The 17,484-nt window shown below is 70.1% G+C and carries 11 protein-coding genes and 1 pseudogene; 8 read left to right on the forward strand and 4 right to left on the reverse strand.

Annotation, left to right across the window (positions count from 1 at the left end; all coding sequences use genetic code 11):
• Window positions 1-172 precede the first annotated feature (172 nt).
• The 4 genes from TX83_RS10720 to fusA all read left to right on the forward strand — a co-directional run bounded on the left by TX83_RS10720 (window position 173) and on the right by fusA (window position 7,971).
• A complete protein-coding gene (locus TX83_RS10720) occupies window positions 173-1,621 on the forward strand; it encodes a hypothetical protein (RefSeq protein ID WP_075575110.1) in 1,449 nt (482 codons plus the stop codon).
• On the forward strand, window positions 1,618-2,637 hold the full coding sequence (locus TX83_RS10725; protein WP_075575111.1) for a hypothetical protein: 1,020 nt from the start codon (window positions 1,618-1,620) through the stop codon (window positions 2,635-2,637). The genes TX83_RS10720 and TX83_RS10725 overlap by 4 nt, the downstream gene beginning before the upstream one ends.
• Window positions 2,630-5,437, forward strand: coding sequence for an AAA family ATPase (locus TX83_RS10730; RefSeq protein ID WP_075575112.1), 2,808 nt, complete (start codon window positions 2,630-2,632; stop codon window positions 5,435-5,437). The genes TX83_RS10725 and TX83_RS10730 overlap by 8 nt, the downstream gene beginning before the upstream one ends.
• Window positions 5,438-5,910: 473 nt before the next feature.
• Window positions 5,911-7,971 (forward strand): elongation factor G, encoded by a 2,061-nt coding sequence (fusA, locus tag TX83_RS10735; protein WP_064747944.1) that lies wholly within the window; start codon window positions 5,911-5,913, stop codon window positions 7,969-7,971.
• A gap of 55 nt (window positions 7,972-8,026) precedes the next feature.
• Here fusA and TX83_RS10740 read toward each other — a convergent pair whose 3' ends face one another.
• Window positions 8,027-9,049: a zinc-binding alcohol dehydrogenase family protein gene (locus tag TX83_RS10740; protein WP_064747945.1), complete on the reverse strand. Its 1,023-nt coding sequence runs from the start codon at window positions 9,047-9,049 to the stop codon at window positions 8,027-8,029.
• 97 nt (window positions 9,050-9,146) lie between these two features.
• A complete protein-coding gene (locus tag TX83_RS10745) occupies window positions 9,147-10,394 on the reverse strand; it encodes an SGNH/GDSL hydrolase family protein (RefSeq protein ID WP_064747946.1) in 1,248 nt (415 codons plus the stop codon).
• Window positions 10,395-10,531: 137 nt separating this feature from the next.
• Between TX83_RS10745 and TX83_RS10750 the strand changes: the two genes are divergently transcribed.
• Window positions 10,532-11,440, forward strand: a complete 909-nt coding sequence (locus tag TX83_RS10750) for a LysR family transcriptional regulator (protein ID WP_064747947.1) — start codon at window positions 10,532-10,534, stop codon at window positions 11,438-11,440.
• Between the two features lie 10 nt (window positions 11,441-11,450).
• Here TX83_RS10750 and TX83_RS10755 read toward each other — a convergent pair whose 3' ends face one another.
• The gene (locus tag TX83_RS10755) at window positions 11,451-12,707 is read right to left on the reverse strand and encodes an MFS transporter (RefSeq protein ID WP_186442578.1); all 1,257 of its coding nucleotides are present in this window, start codon (window positions 12,705-12,707) and stop codon (window positions 11,451-11,453) included.
• A gap of 101 nt (window positions 12,708-12,808) precedes the next feature.
• Between TX83_RS10755 and TX83_RS10760 the strand changes: the two genes are divergently transcribed.
• The gene (locus TX83_RS10760) at window positions 12,809-13,723 is read left to right on the forward strand and encodes a LysR family transcriptional regulator (RefSeq protein WP_064747948.1); all 915 of its coding nucleotides are present in this window, start codon (window positions 12,809-12,811) and stop codon (window positions 13,721-13,723) included.
• A gap of 889 nt (window positions 13,724-14,612) precedes the next feature.
• Here the strand turns inward: TX83_RS10760 and TX83_RS10765 are convergent.
• The gene (locus TX83_RS10765) at window positions 14,613-15,404 is read right to left on the reverse strand and encodes a DODA-type extradiol aromatic ring-opening family dioxygenase (protein WP_064747949.1); all 792 of its coding nucleotides are present in this window, start codon (window positions 15,402-15,404) and stop codon (window positions 14,613-14,615) included.
• Window positions 15,405-15,628: 224 nt separating this feature from the next.
• Here TX83_RS10765 and TX83_RS10770 point away from each other — a divergent pair, with 224 nt between their 5' ends.
• Entirely contained in the window at window positions 15,629-17,083 is a 1,455-nt protein-coding gene (locus TX83_RS10770) for a bifunctional 2-methylcitrate dehydratase/aconitate hydratase (RefSeq protein WP_064747950.1), read from the forward strand.
• Between the two features lie 248 nt (window positions 17,084-17,331).
• Window positions 17,332-17,484 (forward strand): annotated as a pseudogene (locus tag TX83_RS24220) (OmpA family protein); the annotation flags it as partial.

The following is a 17,484-nucleotide window of genomic DNA, read 5'->3' on the forward strand; positions in this document are numbered from 1 at the left end:
GATACGCTGGCGTATGGAGTGTGCACGATGCCGGGAAAAGCGCCGTAATTCAAGCGCCGGCACGCTCCGCGTCGAGGCCGCGCGAGGACAGGCACCGAACGCCGCCGATTGCAACGGTTGTCACGGCCGGACCCATCGCCGAACATGCCCGACCCCTAGTCGTCCGGATTCCATGGACCCCGCCTTCGATCCCAGCCTTCAGGACTATCTGCGCGCCGACATGTCGGCCGCCGATCTGCCGGACCTGCAGCCCCTGCTGGGCGCGCGCGACCTGCTGCGCGCGTTCTCGACCCTGTTCCACGGCGGCGAAGAGTCGGTGATGGTGCGCCTGCTGGTGCTGCGCGCGATCGGCGAGCGCGGCCAGGCCCCGGACTGGAGCCCGCAGGAGCTGCGCGAGCATTTCGCCTACCTGGAGCCGATCAAGTTCGACACCGTGCTCGGCCGCCTGCGCGAGAACGAGTTGCTGTTGTGGGACGGCGAGACCCAGCGCTACCGGATCAGCCCGGTCGGCCGCCAGGCCCTGGCCGCGATCGGTTTGTTGCTGCAGTTCAACCGCGAAGGCGACGAACTGGCCTACGTCACCGCCCAGATCGCGGCCGGCCAGGCGGTGGGACGGGTCAGCGCCGACGACCTGCAGCACCTGTTGTCGCGCCTGAACGAGCTGCGCGAAGACTTCGACCAGGCCGTGCTCAGCGGCTCGGAGCACCGCATCCTGCGCGCCGCCGGCACCTTGCAGCAGGCCTGGCGCTGGATCGAGAAGGGCACCGAGATCGTCGAGGACATCGCCGCCGACCAGGACTTGGACAGCGTCACCCACCGCGTCGCCCAGCAGATCGGCCGCGCCCAGAGCGCGATGCTGCGCCAGGCTTCGGTGTTCCAGCGCGCGTTGAGCCAGCTCGACCGGCATCGTGTGCACCTCGGCGCCAGCGGCCTGTCGTCCTCGGACGTCAACCGCTTCCTGCGCGAGCTCGACATCGATGCGCTCGCCGCATTGTCCGAGGACGTGCTCGCGCGCACCGCGATCCCGGCCTTCGTGCTGGCGCCGATCGCGCTGGACGTGGCCGAGTACGAACTGGTCGAGCGCGAACGCGAAGCGCGCGAGGACCAGTCGCTGCCGCCGGCGCAGGCCGCTCCCGACGCCGAGGGTTCGCCCGCCGCGGCCACCGATTTCCAGTTCGCCGAACGCTGGCTGGACGAGCTGGCCGCGCTGGCGGTCGATGCGGCCGGGCTGTCCGAGCTGGTGCCGCAGGACAGTTTCTCGGTCAGTGCCTATCGCCTGTCGTTGCTGGGCCTGATCGGCGACCCCGGCGCCGAGAACCGCGAGGGCGTCAGCGCGCAGATGGCGCGGCTGCCGTTGGCGTGGAAGATCGAGACCGAATTCGAAACCGTCGGCCGCGCCGGCGTCGCCTACATGAGCCGCGGCCGCCTGGAAGCGCTGAGCGAAGAACAACTGCGCCAGCAGCGCACGGCACGCCGCCGCGCACCCAAGCCCGACGAGGGCGAGGGCGAAACCGCCGCGCCCAAGCGCGCCAAGACCGGACACAAGAACAAGACCGCCTCCGCGGACGCGCCGGCCAAGCCGCGCCGCGCCAAGCCGGCCAAGGACACCGCCTACCGATGAACGACCCCATCGCCTCTCTGATCGCGCGTCTGCTGGCCGAACGCTGGCTGCCGCGCGACGACGCCGCGGTCCGCGAACTGCTGACCGACGCCGAATTGCGCAACGATCTGGACCGGCGCCTGGCCGCCGCGGGCCTGCGTTTGCTCGAGCATCCCTACGCCGCCAACGTCGCCGTCGGCATCGCCCGGCCGCAGGAATCGGCCGCGTTCGGCAGCGCCAAGGCCTGGTCGGCCACCAACCTGCAACTGGACCGCGATGCGATCGCACTGTTGGTGGTGCTGTGGGCGCTGCTGGTGCTGCCCAAGCGTCAGCGCCAGATCGCCCGCCAGCAGGCCGACCGCGACCAGGACCAGGAACAGATGTTCGCCGAGCTCAAACCGATTCCGGTCGGCGCGGAAGTGGTCGAACCGATCAACGAGCGCACCCTGCTCGCCGACTTCGGCGAGAAGCTCGGCGGCAAGACCCGGATCCAGTTCAACCTGGGTTCGCTGGCGCGGCAGGGCTTCATCACGCGGCGCAAAGAGCGCATCCACGAAGGGCCGCTGCTGGACCTGGCCTTCGATTACGAACGCATCGCCGGCCGGGTCATGGACGGCGCGCTGTCGTTCGTGGTGACCGAGGCGCGCCAGCATGCGAACGAACAGGCGCTGCTGGACGCGGCCGCGGGCCTCGACGGCGATGCCGAGGACGAGGCGGCCGCCGCGGCGATCCGCGTCGGCGCCTACGTCGGCGACGAGGAAGCCGCGTTCGCCGCGCTGGCCGCGGCCGCCGCGGCGGCCGAGACCGATGCCGCGCTGGACCGGGCGGCGGCTGCAGTCGCCGAAGACGAAACCGAAGCCGGCGACGACCTCGACGACGCGACCGACGCGGCGTCGTCCGGCGACGAGGCCGCAGCCGAATCCGCGCCGACGGCGACGACGGACGCGGGCGGCGACGACCCAGACCACGGCGACGCTCATCGGGCGTCCGCCGGCACCCAGACCCAGCTCGACCAGGAGGCCGCGGCCGATGTTTGAATTCCGCTCGCTCGAAGTCGTGCACTGGGACTATTGGCAGCGCTTCCAACTGCCGCTGGACGCCTCCATCGTCACCGTGGTCGGCCCCAACGGTTCCGGCAAGACCACCTTGCTCGACGCCCTGCGCACCTTGCTGGCGATCGAGGACCGCGACACCGCGCGCGACTACAAGACCTACCTGCGCCACAACGGCAAACCCTACGCTTGGCTGCGCGCGGTGGTCAGCAACCGCCCCGATCGCCGCGGCGGCCGGCCGTTCTTCCCGATCAAGGACGACCTGGTCACCCTGGCCTGCCGGGTGCGCAAGCGCGGCGGCGACTGGAGCCGCGATTACCAGATCGTCGGCGGCGACGTGGCGGTGGAAACCCTGGAACAGGGCGGCGAATGGCTCGGCGTGCGCGACTACCGCGTGCGCCTGGCCGGCGCCGGCCTGACCCGGGCGATCTGCCGCGTGCTGACCCTGGAGCAGGGCGCCACCGACAAGCTCTGCCAATACTCGCCGCGCGAACTGCTGCAGCTGATCTTCGACGTGTTCGAGGACAAGGCGGTGCTGGACGACTACCAGCGCGCGCGCACCGAGCAGTTCGACGTCGAAAAAGAATTGCAGCAGCTCGGCCAGGACTTGGCCGGCCTGCACCTGCGCCTGGAATCGGCCAAGGCCGACGTGCGCTCGTTCGAGGAATACAACGCCCTGCGCAACCAGCGCCAGCGCCTGGAAACCGAGGTCGCGCCCAAGGTCGAGCTGGCCGAACAGCGCGCGGTCATCGACGGCGCCAAACCGCGCCTGACCGGTCTGCGCCGCGCTCTGCGCGAGCGCGAGCGCGCGCTGGACGAGATGCGCGCGCAGGACAGCGTGGCCTCGCAGGGCCGCGACGCGCTGCAGGAGGCGATGCGCGAAGCGCGGCGACAGGTCGGCGCCAGCGAACAGGCCTTCACCCAGGCCCGCGATGCTGCGCGCGACGCGGAAATGCTGGTCAAGCGCCGCGACGAGCTGGCCAAGCTGCAGGCGCAACGCGGCGCGGTCGACGTCGACGCGCTCAGCGCCGGCGTCGAGAACGGGCGCCGCCGCCAGGCCGAGCTCAAGCTCGAGGCCGAGCGCGACCGCAAGCGCGCCGGCGAAATCGCCGCGCAGATCGCCGCGCTCAGCGGCGGCGGCCGCATCGTCGAGCCGTTCGAGCGCGACTTCCGCACCGCGCTCGATCGCGCCGGGATCGACCACCGGGTGCTGACCGAACTGGTCGAAATCGCCGACCCGCAGTGGGCGGTGGCGGTGGAAGCGGTGCTGGCGCCGTACCGGCACTTGCTGGTGCTGGAGAATCCGAAAGACGCGCGCGAAGCCTGGAAGCTCGGCGAAAGCCTGCAGTACCGCCACTTCATCGTCGCCGAGCGGGCGCCGGTGTCCAAGGCCAGCGCCGGCTCGCTGCTGGAAGTGGTGCGTTTCTCGGCCGACCCGCCGGCGTGGTTGCCGCGCCAGCTCGACCGCATCCGCCGCGTGACCGACATCGAACACGGTTCGCGCCTGCCGGCTTCGCAGGACTGGATCACCCAGAAGGGCTATCTGCGCGAGAGCCGCGGCGGCCGCCACATCGGCGGCAACCAGCAGCACTTCGGCAGCGGCGCGCGCCAGTCGCAACTGGCCGAACTGCGCGCCGAGCAGATCGCGATCGCCCAGCGCGCGCAGGCGCGCGAGGCCGAGCTGCACGAACTCACCCAGCGCGTCGATGCCGACCAGTCGCGCCTGCTCGGCCTGGACGCGACCCAGGAACTGGTGACCCGCGCGGCCGAGTTCGCCGATGCCCAGGAGCGCCTGCCGGCGTTGGCCGAAGCCGCCGCCGAAGCGGCCGCCGCCCTGGCACAGGCGCGCGCGCAGATCGACGCGGCCGGCGAACAGGACAAGGCCGAAGGCATCGCCGCGGCCAAGCGCCAGGGCCAAATCGACGCGCTGGCGCGCGAGTTGCGCGAACGCGCGCAGCAGATCAACGGCGAGCGCCACAGCCTGATCCAGCGCATCCTCGACTACCGGCGCAAGCGCGGCCTGATGCCGGACGACTGGCGCAGCGCGGCCGCGCTGCAGGCCGCGCGCGAGGAATACGAAAGCGCCTCGGCGGTGCGGCGGGAGATGGAACGCATCGACGACCGCCTGACCCGCGGCGGTTTCGTGGTCGACGAATCCTGCGTACCGCTGCGCGACAAGATCGGCGCCGACCACGACGAACTGGCCAGCTCGATCATGCGTCGCGAGGCGCATCTGGAGCGGGCCAAGCGACTGACCGAGGAAGCGCGCGGCGCCTACATCAACGTGCTGCGCGCGACCGTGCGCCGCTACAAGAAGAACCTGGTCGCGCTGGGCGAGCTGGCCGGCATCGGCGTCGATGCCGACATGCCGGAGCTGGCCAACAACGACGTCGCGCTGGCCCAGGCCGGCCTGTCGGTGCGCTTCGATTTCGACCGCAAGGGCTGGATCGGCCTAGACGACGGCGAAGCCTCGGGTGGCCAGCAGGTGATGAAATCGCTGTTGCTGCTGGTCGCGCTGCTGCGCGACGAAGACCAGCCGGGCGGCTTCGTGTTCATCGACGAGCCCTTCGCTCACCTGGACGTGTTCAACATCGAGAAGGTCGGCCGCTTCCTGCGCGCCACCGATGCCCAGTACATCCTGACCACGCCGATCACCCACAACCTCAACGTGTTCGATCCGTCCGACCTGGTGCTGACCACCAGCAAGCGCCGCGGCGGCAATACGTGGGCGGAGCCGGTGGCGGTGCTCAAGCGGCAGGTCGAAGCCAAGGGCGAGGCGGCGTAACGCGGCTTCCCGATCTACCTGTAGGAGCGGCGCGGGGTTTGGAACGATAAATTCCACCGCGCAGGCCCCCGCACGGCTTGACTCCCGCCGCGCCGCCCCTACGATATGCACACGCATCACCCATCCCTTTCTTCAGGCCGTCCCATCATGCAGCGCTTCCCGCTCCTGATATCGCTGAACGCCCTGCGCGCGAGCGCGGGCCGGGTGCGCCTGCCTCCTGCGATCTTCGCTTCGCGGTCGAACTGACCGGCGTCGTCCGAAGCCGCACGAAAACAAGCACCCGACCGGGTGCTTTTTTATTGCCTGTTTTTCGTCCCGCCGGCGAGCGCCGGCTTTCTTCTCATTGCATCGTCCGTAAAGCCAAGGAGAACGTGTCGTGACTACCACGGAAGACACCCAAGCCTAGCCGCGCGTCCCGTCGCCAACCGGGGCGTGCGGCGACCCTCCTGTTGGCCACGAATGCGAGTCCGCATATGAACACCCCGCTCAACCGCCTCTCCGTCGACCGCTGGCGCAATCTGGGCATCATCGCCCACGTCGACGCGGGCAAAACCACGCTCACCGAACGCCTGCTGTGGAAGACCGGCGCGATCCATCGCACCGGCGAAGTCCACGAGGGCGCCGCCACCACCGACTTCGATCCGATCGAACGCCGCCGCGGCATCACCATCGGCGCGGCCGCCGTGCAGGCGCGCTGGACGCCGCACGACGGCGCCGAGCATCGCCTGACCGTCATCGACACGCCAGGCCATATCGACTTCGCGATCGAAGTCGAACGCTCGCTGCGCGTGCTCGACGGCGCGGTCGCGGTGTTCAGCGGCGTCGACGGCGTACAGCCGCAATCGGAAACCGTGTGGCGCCAGGCGCGCCGCCACGGCGTGCCGCTGATCGCGTTCGTCAACAAGATGGACCGCGTCGGCGCGTCGCTGGAGCGCACGCTGGCGCAGATGCGCGACAAGCTCGACGCGGTGCCGTGGGCGCTGGGCGAAACCGTCGGCGAAGAATCCGAACTGCGCGGCTGGATCGACTACGTGGCGCGCGCGAGCCTGTCGTGGGACGAACAGGGCGCGCTGTCTCGCCGGGAATGGACCGAGCAGGAGGCGCAAGCGTTCGAACCGGCGCGCCAGCGTCTGGTCGAAGCCGTCGCCGATCACGACGACGCGCTCGCGCTGGCCTTCCTGGAAGGCCGCGCGGTCGACGCCGAACTGCTCAAGTCGGCGCTGCGCCGGGCCACCCTGGCCGGCGCCGGGACCCCGGTGCTGGCGGGTTCCGCGTTCAAGAACAAGGGCGTGGAAGCGCTGCTCGACGCGATCGTCGACTACCTGCCGTCGCCGCTGGACCGGCCGGCCGTGCTTGCGCAAAGCGAACGCGGCGAGGTCGAACTGGCGCCCGACGCCGAGGGGCCGCTGGCCGGCCTGGTGTTCAAGATCGTGCACCAGGAGCACGGTGCGCTCAGTTTCGTGCGCCTGTACTCGGGCACGTTGCGGGTCGGCGACACGGTATGGGCATCGCGGCGCGAAAAGGCGCTGCGGGTGGGGCGGTTGCAAGTCGTGCAAGCCGACCGCGGCCAGGACGTGGACGTGGCCCGCGCCGGCGAGATCGTCGCGATCGCGGGTTGGAAAGACGCGGTCAGCGGCGAGACGCTCAGCGGCGTCGGCGCGCGTCTGGCGCTCGACAGCATCCAGGCCCAGCCTGCGGTGTTGTCGTGGCGATTGACCGCGGCCAAGTCCAGCGACCTGATCCGCCTAGGCCAAGGCCTGGCGAGCCTGGCTCAGCAGGACCCGTCGTTCCGCGTCGGCACCGACGCGGATACGGGCGAGACCTTGGTCTGGGGCATGGGCGAGCTGCACCTGGAAGTGATGGTCGACCGCTTGCGCGAGTTGTGGAACGTCGAGGTGCGCACCGGTTCGCCGCGCGTGGCCTATCAGGAAACGCCGAGCCGCGCGGTGCGCGGCGTGGAGGGCAAGTTGTCCAAGCAAACCGGCGGCAGCGGCCAGTTCGCGCGCGTGGTCATCGACGTGACGCCGCGCGAGGACGGGCAGTTCGAGTTCGTCGACCGCAGCGTGGGCGGCGTGATCCCGCGCAACTTCGTCGGCGCGACCGAGAAAGGCTTGCGCGCGGCGTTGGCCGAGGGACCGCAAGGTTTCCCGGTAGTGGGTTTGACCGTCGCGCTGACCGACGGCGAGACCCACGCGGTGGACTCCTCGGAGCTGGCGTTCCAGCGCGCCGCCGCCGAGGCCCTGAAGGCCGCGCTGGCGCAAGCCGGCACGACCGTGCTCGAACCGATGATGGCGCTGGTGGTGGACACCCCCGCGGCCAACGTCGGCGACGTGGTCGGCGACTTGCAGCGGCGTTCCGGCCGCGTCCTGTCCATCGAGGACAAGGGCGGGCGCAGCGATGTCGCCGCGCGCGCGCCGCTGGCGCAGCTGTCGGGCTATACGACGGCGCTGCGTTCGTTGACTCAGGGGCGCGCGTCGGCGTCGGTGGTGTTCGACGGCTACGAAGTCGCGCGCGGTTTGCCCAAGGCCGCGTAAATCTCGCCCAGGCAGGGGCCGGTTCGCCGGCCCCTTTTTTTTGCGGCGCAGCCGTTTACCAGCCGGCCAGCACGAGCTTGCCGATGGTGCTGCCCGATTCCAGCCGCCGGTGCGCTTCGCGCAGGTTCTGCGCGTTGATCGTGCCGAGGGTTTCGCCGTGCGTGCCGCGCAGTTCGCCGGCGTCGACCAGGTCGGCGACGCGGTCGAGCAGGCGCCCCTGTTCGATCAGGTCGGCGGTGCCGAAGCGCGGCCGGGCGAACATCATTTCCCAGTGGATGCCGATGCACTTGGCCTTGTACGGATCGCCGATGTGCAACGGACCGGTGGGCTCGACGATCAGGCCGACGTGGCCCTGCGGCGCCAGCAGTTGGCCCAGTTCGGTCCAGTAGCGATCGGTGTCGGCCAGGTTGAGCGCCGCGTCGATCTGCGCAAAGCCCAGGGCCTGCAGCTGCGGCGCCAGCGGTTGCGCATGATCGACCACGTGATCGGCGCCGAAGCGCCGGCACCATTCGGCGCTGGACGCACGCGAGGCGGTGGCGACGACCTCGAAACCGGCGCGCTTGGCGAGCTGGATCGCGATCGTGCCGACGCCGCCGGCGCCGCCGAGGATCAGCAGGCGGCGGCCGCGGCCGCCGTGCTCGCTGTCGTAGGGCATGCGCTGGAACAACAGCTCCCAGGCGGTGATCGCGGTCAGCGGCAAGGCTGCCGCCTCGGCCGCGCTCAGCGACGTCGGCGCGCGGCCGACGATGCGTTCGTCGACCAGTTGCAGTTCGCTGTTGCTGCCGGGGCGGCCGATATCGCCGGCGTAATAGACCCGGTCGCCGACTTTGAACCGGGTCACCGCGTCGCCGACCGCCGCGACCGTGCCGGCGGCGTCGTAGCCGAGCACGCGCGGTTCGGCCAGCACCTCGGTCGCCGGCTTGGAGCGGCGCACCTTGGTGTCGACCGGATTGACCGAGACCGCCTCGACCCGCACCAGCAGATCGTGGCCGGCGGCGACCGGCGTGGGCAGGTCGAATTCGAGCAGCGATTGCGGATCGTCGATCGGCAGGTGGCGAAGGATGGCTACGGCTTTCATTGCGGACTCCGTGGGCAGGGGAGGAGAACCGGCATCGACGGCATCGACGCCGGATTGTGGATCGAGCGCCGGCTCGCCGCCGTACCGCGTCGGCGGTTCAGCGCCGGCCGAACAGCAGCGTGTCGTCGACCGCCGCGGCCATGGCGCGATAACCCGCGTCGCCGGGGTGCAGGCGGTCGCCGGAATCGTAGGCCGGCAGGAACCGGGTCGGGCGCTGCGGGTCGCGGACGACGGCATCGAAGTCGACCACCGCGTCGAACTCGCCGCTGTCGCGGATCCAGGCGTTGACCGTCTGCCGCACGCGCTCCTTGGCCGGGCTGTAGTAGTCGTGGATCGGCGAACCGGGCAGGGCGTCTTCGAACGGCGTCAGGGTGGCGCCGACGATGCGCACCCCATGCAGCCGGGCCTGGGCGATCAGCTGGCGGTAGCCGTCGATCAGGCGCTGCGCGTCCACCGCCGCGCGCGTCGGTTCGAAGGTGCTGCCGGGCCAGGCGATGTCGTTGATGCCCATCAACAGCACCACGCTGTCGGGGCGTTGGCTGAGCACGTCGCGCTCGAACCGGGCCAGGGCGCTGACGCCCATGCCGTCGCTGAGCACGCGCGCGCCGGAGATGCCGGCGTTGAGCACGGCGACGCCGCGCGGGGCCAGGCGCTGGGCGAGCGCGTCCGGCCAGCGCCGGTAGCGGTTCGGGGTCGAGGCGGCGCCGTCGGTGATCGAATCGCCGAACGCGACCACGCGACGTACCGGCTGCGCGGCTTCCACGTAGACGCCGCTGAGGAACGGCCGGGTCTGCAGCACTTGCCCGCCGTCCAGGCGCGCATCGGCGGTGCGGTCGCCGGCGACGAGGAACGCGTCCTGCCGGCCTTCCCAATGGAAGGTGCGCAGCGCGGTGTCCTGCGGCAGGTACAGGCTGACCGCGACCTCGCCGAGCGCGGCGACCTCCAGTTCGACCGGATCGCTGAGCACCGGCGCGCCCGGCAGCAGGGTCACTGCGCGCCGGCCGCCGAAGGTCAGCGCGCGGTCGCTGCCGGCTTGGATGCGCGAGCCGCCGGCGCTGCGGGCGATGCGCGCCGCGCCGATGGTCACCGGCGCATCGCCGTAGGCGTTGGACAGGGCGATGCGGACCCGGCCGCCGCCGACGCTGACCCGCGCCACCTGGCGCACGGTCTGGTCGTGCAGGCGCTCCGGCGCGCCGTTGGGCAGGGCGAAGCCGGCGCCCCAGGTGGCTTGCGGGCTGGCGCTCCAAGTGCCGACCCACTGCGGGGCGGCGACCGCGGCGGGCGCGGCCAGGCCGAGGGCGAGCGCGGCGGCGGCGAGCGGTTGGAGCAGGGACTTGGCGTTCATGAGGAAACTCGCAGAGGACGTCGGGAAGTCGACGCGACTCACGTTAGGTTCTTCCGATCTTGGCCAGTAGCGGGCAAGATCGCATAGGGCTCATTCCATATCGGAATGATGTCGCCGCTACCGGATCGGGATCGCTCATGGACACGCTTCGTGGCTTGCACACCTTCGTGCGCGCGGTCGAACTCGGCAGCCTGTCGGCGGTCGCACGCGAGCTCGGCACCACCCAGCCGACGATCAGCAAGACCGTCGCCGCACTGGAGCAGGAACTCGGCGTGCGCCTGCTGCAGCGGAGCACCACCCACCTGGCGCCGACCGAACAGGGCCGGCGCTTCTACGAACGCGCGCGGCGGGTGCTGGAGGAATACGGCGAAGCGGTGGCCGACGCGCGCGGCCTCAGCCAGACGCCGGCTGGCCTGCTGCGCGTGGCCGCGCCGGTCAGCATCGGCGTGCTGCGGCTCAATCGCCTGGTGCAGGCGTTCCTGGCCCTGCATCCGCAGGTCGAGATCGAACTGATCCTCAACGACCGCTACGTCGATCTGGTCGAAGAAGGCATGGACCTGGCCCTGCGCATCGGCGCCAACCTGCCGCCGAACGCGGTCGCGCGCCGCATCGCGTCCTCGCCGCGCGGGCTGGTCGCCTCGCGCGACTATCTGGCCCGGCATGCGCCGATCCTTCATCCGCAGGACACCGCCGCGCACGATTACCTGCGCTTCGCCTGGGCCGGCGACACCTACACCTTGCACGGCCCCGGCGGCGAGACCGCGGTGCTGCGCGGCGACGGACGTTACCGTATCAACAACTCGCTCGGCATCCGCGAAAGCTTCCTGATCGGCAGCGGCATCGGCCTGGCGCCGGCCTGGCTGGTGCAGGACCTGGTCGACGACGGAGCGTTGCAGTGGATCCTGCCGCAATGGCGGGCGTCGGCGCATGAGCTGTATCTGCTGTATCCGGCCCGCCGCTACCTGCCGGCGCGGACGCGGGCCTTGCTGGAATTCCTGAGCGAGCGCCTGCCGCAGCAGCCGGGTTTCGAGGCCGTCGCGGCGTGAGCGCGGCGGCTCAGGCGGCGCAATCGGCGACGGCCGCTTGCGGCGCTGGGATGCCGCGTTCGCGCGGTCGCGCATCCAGGCGCGCCGCCCACACCGCCAGCGCCAGGCCGGACAAGGTCACCAGCGCCGCGACCCAGGTCACCGCGCCGAGGCCGGGACCGTGCTCGATCACCGCGCCGCCGAGCCAGGCGCCGAGCGCATTGCCGAGGTTGAACGCGCCGATGTTGAGGCTGGAGGCCAGGTTCTGCCCGGCCGGGTCGGTCTTCTGCAGCACCCACAGCTGCAGCGGCGGCACGGTCGCGAACGCGGCCACGCCGAGCAGGCCGACGAAGGCCACCGCGGCGACGGCATGGTGCAGGGCGAAGGTCATGACGCCGAGCACCGCGGCCAGCGCGAGCAGGGTGCCGATCAACGCCGGCGCCAGGCGCTTGTCGGCGAAACGGCCGCCGATCAGGTTGCCGAGGATCATGCCGCCGCCGAACACCAGCAGGATCGGCGACACCGCGGCCTCGCCGAAGCCGCTGATGCGGGTCAGGATCGGCTGGATGAAGGTGTAGACGGTGAACACGCCGGCGAAGCCGAGCACGGTCATCAGCAGCCCGAGCAGCACCTGCGGATGCAGCACCGCCTTCACTTCGCGGCGCAGCGCCACCGGCTCGGGCTTGCTGCGGTCCTTCGGCACCAGGGTGGCGATCACCACCGTGGCGATCACGCCGATCGCGGCCACCGCCCAGAAGGTCGAGCGCCAGCCGAACTGCAGGCCGAGCCAGGCGCCGGCGGGCACGCCGAGCAGGGTGGCCACGGTCAGGCCGGTGAACATGATCGAGATCGCGGAGGCCTTCTTGTCGGCCGGCACCAGGCCGGTGGCGACCACCGCGCCGACGCCGAAGAAGGTGCCGTGGGCGAGCGAGGTGATGACCCGGGCGATCATCAGCACGGTGTAGTTCGGCGCGATCGCGCAGACGATGTTGCCGAGGGTGAAGATCAGCATCAACGCGACCAGCACCGCCTTGCGCGGCATGCGCCCGGTGGCGACGGTCAGCACCGGCGCGCCGACGAACACGCCCAGGGCATAGCCGGAGATCAGCAGCCCGGCCGCGGCCAGGCCGACCTGCAGGTCGGCGGCGACCTGCAACAGCAGGCCCATGATCACGAATTCGGTGGTGCCGATGCCGAACGCGCCGACGGTCAGGGCGTACAAGGCCAGCGGCAAGCGCCCGCCGGCGGCGGCCGGGGCGGCGGAGGAGGGAGCAGGGGAGGCATGCATGACGGCGCATCCAGGAGGGCGAGGCGGCAGTCTGGGCGCTTGCATATTGTGGAAAAACCGCCAGGATGGCGAATCACTATCAACGAATAATTGAAAGTGGCATGGACCGTATCGCCGACCTGCACCTGTTCCTGCGCGTACTCGACCTGGGTTCGATCAGCGCCGCCGCGCGCAGCCTGGACCTGTCGGTCGCGGTCGCCAGCCAGCGCCTGAAGCGGCTGGAACGCGAACTCGGCGTACGCCTGCTGCACCGGACCACCCGTCAATTGCATGCCACCGCCGAAGGCCTGGCCCTGGCCGAGCGCGGCCGGGGACTGATCGAAGAGCTGGAGGCGCTGACCGCCGACCTGCGCCGCGCCGGCAGCGAACCGGCGGGATTGCTGAGGGTCACCACCTCGGCCGCGTTCGGGCGCCTGTACCTTTCGCCGCTGCTGCCCGAGTTCCAGCGCCGCTACCCGGCGGTGCGGCTGAGCGCGAACCTGACCGACCAGAACCTGGACCTGATCGCCTCCGGCATGGACCTGGCGATCCGCATCGGCGCGCTCGACGATTCCAGCCTGGTCGCGCGCAAGCTGGCCGACAATCGCCGCGTGCTGGCGGCCTCGCCCGAGTACCTGCGCCGGCACGGCGCGCCGCGCACGCCGGAGGATCTGATCGCGCACGAATGCCTGGTGCTGGTCGGCGGGCAGGGGCGGATGGAGGACTGGCGCCTGCTCGACCGCGACGGCGCGGCGAGCACGGTGCGGGTCAACGGCCGGATCGAAAGCAACTTCGGCGAAGTGCTGCGCGACGCCGCGATCGCCGGCCTGGGCATCGCCCACTTCTCGGTCTGGCACGTGCACGAAGACCTGCGCAGCGGGCGCCTGGTGCAGGTGCTGCCGGATTACCGGCTGCCGGACACGGCGATCAGCGCGGTGATGCCGCAGCGGCGCTTCGTGCCGTTGCGCGTGCGCGCCTTCATCGACTTCGTCGCCGAGTCCTTCGGCGATGTGCCGCCGTGGGAGCGCGGCGGTTAGCGCTGCACGCCTTTGCGTAAGCGGTAGGGGATGTCCTGCGGTCATAGGCCGCGACCCCGGTATCCGTAGAGAATCCAGCGCCGATGTCGTCGAGCGAAGCCCGAAACCGTCGCGAGGGTAGGAGCGGCGCAAGCCGCGACCCCGGGACGTGCAGAGAGCCCAACGCCGACGTCATCGATCGAAGCCCGCAACCGTCGCCGAGTAGGAGCGGCGCAAGCCGCGACCGCCATCGGTCATTCTCGCCGCGCCTTTGTCCTGGGCCCCCTGTAGGAGCGGCGTAAGCCGCGACCGCGCTCTTGCGACCTCGCGGCGTCGGTCGTTCGAAAGCCTGTGAAGCTCCAAAGCTCCAAAGCTCCAAAGCAAAGCTTCCGTCCGCACGCGGCCGGGTCACTTTCTTTGTCCAAGGCGACAACGTCCTACTGGATTTCCTTCGGTCAAAAGTAACCAAAGAAAACGCCATGACCGTTTCGGATCAAAAGCCACGATGGGATGAGGTTTTCGCCGGACTGCTCCGCACAGGCTCTTCCTGGCTTGGCTGCGCACGGCCCGTCTCTCTGCGGGCCGCCCTTCGGGGCTTCAGGGCGTTCTCGCGAGATCGCTGCGGCGCCAGGCTCTTCACGGCAACGGCAACGGCAACGGCAAGCGCTGCGTCGCAATTAGGGTAGAAGCGGCACAAACCGCGACCACCATGCGCCGATTTCACGGCGATCCCTTGTAGGAGCGGCGTAAGCCGCGACCACACGGCGCGCAGGAAAACCACCGCCGCCGGAATGGATCGAAGCCGCGTTCCGTGGCCTTCGAGTCGCCACGTCGTCGACGGACTGTCGCGGTCGCGGCGCGGTCAGAGGAAATTCCCGCAGGACGCCGCTCCTATCCTGCCGCTAGGCCCTCAATCGAACGCGAACGCATCCAGGGCCAGCGAGCCCATTTCGTGCGAGCGGTGCAGGCCGCGCGCGGTCGGCGCTTCGCCGGCGGCGCCGAGGGCGACGAACAGCGGCATCAGGTGTTCGACCGTGGGGTGGGCGCGATGTGCGTGCGGAGCCTGGGCCTGCCAGTCGAGCAGGGCGGGCACGTCGTGCGCGATCAGGCGCCGGCGCATCCAGTCGGCGAACTCGGCCGCCCAGGACGGCATCGGCGCATCGCGGTCGCCCCAGTCCAGATCGCCGAGGTTGTGCACGAAGCCGCCGGAGCCGATCACCAACACGCCTCCGTCGCGCAGCGACGACAACGCTTGGCCGACCGCGTAGTGGCGCCGCGCATCGCCGTGCGGCATCACCGACAGCGGCACCACCGGGATATCGGCCTGCGGGTACATCCGCCGCAGCGGCACCCACACGCCGTGGTCGAGACCATGGTTGTCGCGCAGCCGCGGTTCCAGGCCGGCGTCGGCGAGGCGGTCGCGGATCTCCTCGGCCAGCCGCGGCAGGCCCGGCGCCGGGTACTGGATCCGGTACAGCGGCTCGGGGAACCCGCCGAAGTCGTGCACGGTATGCGGCCGATCGTGGCCGCCGACCATCGGCCGGTCGGTCATGAAGTGAGCGGACGCGATCACGATCGCGCGCGGCCAGGGCAGCTGCTGGCCGAGTCCGTCCAGGAAACGCCCGGCGGGCGAATCCTCCAAGGCGAGCATCGGCGAGCCGTGCGAGAGGAACAGGGTCGGCAGGCGGGTGGGGATGTCCATGCGCCCAGGGTGATCCCGCGCCGGGCGATTTCCAAGTCGGGCTGGCGCGCCTGATCGTTCCGCCCCTGTTCGCAATGCGGTCGCTGCGAAGCGATTGTTGACCGGCGGTGCCCGGCCGCGGCTTGCCGTTCCTGCCTGCGCCCGCGCCTTCCGGCCGGCCCGTGCCGCCGGCTCCCCGCCGTCTGGCAAAATAGCCGGCTCACTCACCCGCAGGCCTCTTGCACATGAGCCACTTCGACATCCGTTCGACCGTCCGCCCCGATCCCGACAAGCCGATGGTCGACATCGCCGACTACGTCGCCGACTACAAGATCGATTCGAAGGAGGCCTTTGATACCGCGCGCTACATGCTGCTGGACTCGCTGGCCTGCGCGGCGCTGGCGATGGACCACAAGGAATGCCTCAAGCACCTCGGCCCGCTGGTGCCGGGCGGCGAGATGAAGGGCGGCGCGCGCGTGCCGTTCACCTCCTACGAGCTCGACCCGGTCCAGGCCGCCTACAACATCGGCGTGCAAATCCGCTGGCTCGACTTCAACGACACCTGGCTGGCCGCCGAATGGGGCCATCCCTCCGACAACCTCGGCGCCATCCTCGGCGTCGCCGACTACCTGGGCCGCAAGGCCGAGGCCGAAGGCGGCCAGGCGATGACCGTGCGCGACGTGCTCGGCTACGCGATCAAGGCGCACGAAATCCAGGGCGGCTACGCGCTAAAGAACTCGTTCAACCGGGTCGGCCTCGACCACGTGATCCTGGTCCGCCTGGCCTCGACCGCGGTCGCCACCCAGATGCTGGGCGGCGGCAAGGACGAGATCGTCACCGCGGTCTCGCACTCCTGGATCGACAACGGCGTGCTGCGCACCTACCGCCACGCGCCGAACACCGGCCCGCGCAAGAGCTGGGCCGCCGGCGACGCCTGCCGCCGCGCCGTGACCCACGCGCTGAACGCCAACAAGGGCGTGGTCGGCTACCCGAGCGCGTTGTCGGTCAAGACCTGGGGCTTTTACGACATCGCCTTCAAGGGCAAGCAGTTCGAGTTCGAACGCCCGTTCGGCAGCTACGTGATGGAGAACGTGCTGTTCAAGATCTCCTTCCCGGCCGAGTTCCACGCCCAGACCGCGGTCGAGTGCGCGATGAAGCTGCACGATCAGGTCAAGGACAAGCTCGACCAGATCGAGCGCGTCGAACTGGAGACCCAGGAAGCCGGCGTGCGCATCATCGACAAGACCGGCCCGCTGGCCAACTACGCCGACCGCGACCACTGCCTGCAGTACATGGTCGCCGTGCCGCTGATCTTCGGCCGCCTGACCGCCGACGACTACGTCGACGCGGTCGCCGCCGACCCGCGCATCGACGCCCTGCGCGACAAGATGGTGGTCAAGGAGAACGAGCAGTTCACCAAGGACTACTTCGACCCGGACAAGCGCTACATCGGCAACTCGGTGCAGGTGTTCTTCAAGGACGGCAGCTCGACCGACAAGGTCTCGATCGACTATCCGATCGGCCACCGCAAGCGCCGCGCCGAAGGCATCCCGGTGCTGATGGCCAAGTTCGAAGCCGCGATCCGGGCCAAGCTGCCGGCCGCCCAGGCCGAGCGCCTGCTGGCCCTGGCGGCCAAGCCGGACGAACTGGAAGCGCTGCCGATCACCGAGTTCCTCGGCCTGTTCGCCGCCGCCAAGTAAAGCCTCGCCGCGGCGACTCATTCGAATGCGCAAAGCCGGGCCCGGCTTTGCGCACATCGAAACTGAACGAATCACGACTCGCAGCGGATTCGGTGACGCTGCGCGTCGATATGTTAGACGGTTGTTAACACCGCTTTCACGTTGGCAAACCTAACCTGCGCGGGATGGCGTCATCCAGGCGACCGTCCTGAACGGTAGAAACCTCGCAGACGCGGTTTTCCGAATTTTTTTGACTCAGGAGCTACAAGATGAATAAGAAACTCCTCTGCGCCGCCCTGCTGGGTGGCCTGAGCCTCGCCCAGGTCGCCAGCGCGCAGGACTTCGACGACCGCTGGTACCTGACCGGTTCGGCCGGCATGAACGTCCAGGACAACGACCGCGGCACCCGCAACGCTCCGTTC

The sequence above is a fragment of the Lysobacter antibioticus HS124 genome (assembly GCF_000336385.2).
GTDB classification, from domain to species: Bacteria; Pseudomonadota; Gammaproteobacteria; order Xanthomonadales; family Xanthomonadaceae; genus Lysobacter; species Lysobacter firmicutimachus.

Coding starts and splice junctions, on each gene's coding strand:
- TX83_RS10720 (WP_075575110.1), top strand. CDS start 173: ATGGACCCCGCCTTCGATCCCAGCCTTCAGGACTATCTGCGCGCCGAC.
- TX83_RS10750 (WP_064747947.1), top strand. CDS start 10,532: ATGGACACGCTTCGTGGCTTGCACACCTTCGTGCGCGCGGTCGAACTC.
- TX83_RS10740 (WP_064747945.1), bottom strand. CDS start 9,049: ATGAAAGCCGTAGCCATCCTTCGCCACCTGCCGATCGACGATCCGCAA.
- TX83_RS10755 (WP_186442578.1), bottom strand. CDS start 12,707: ATGCATGCCTCCCCTGCTCCCTCCTCCGCCGCCCCGGCCGCCGCCGGC.
- TX83_RS10730 (WP_075575112.1), top strand. CDS start 2,630: ATGTTTGAATTCCGCTCGCTCGAAGTCGTGCACTGGGACTATTGGCAG.
- TX83_RS10760 (WP_064747948.1), top strand. CDS start 12,809: ATGGACCGTATCGCCGACCTGCACCTGTTCCTGCGCGTACTCGACCTG.
- TX83_RS10770 (WP_064747950.1), top strand. CDS start 15,629: ATGAGCCACTTCGACATCCGTTCGACCGTCCGCCCCGATCCCGACAAG.
- TX83_RS10765 (WP_064747949.1), bottom strand. CDS start 15,404: ATGGACATCCCCACCCGCCTGCCGACCCTGTTCCTCTCGCACGGCTCG.
- TX83_RS10725 (WP_075575111.1), top strand. CDS start 1,618: ATGAACGACCCCATCGCCTCTCTGATCGCGCGTCTGCTGGCCGAACGC.
- TX83_RS10745 (WP_064747946.1), bottom strand. CDS start 10,394: ATGAACGCCAAGTCCCTGCTCCAACCGCTCGCCGCCGCCGCGCTCGCC.
- fusA (WP_064747944.1), top strand. CDS start 5,911: ATGAACACCCCGCTCAACCGCCTCTCCGTCGACCGCTGGCGCAATCTG.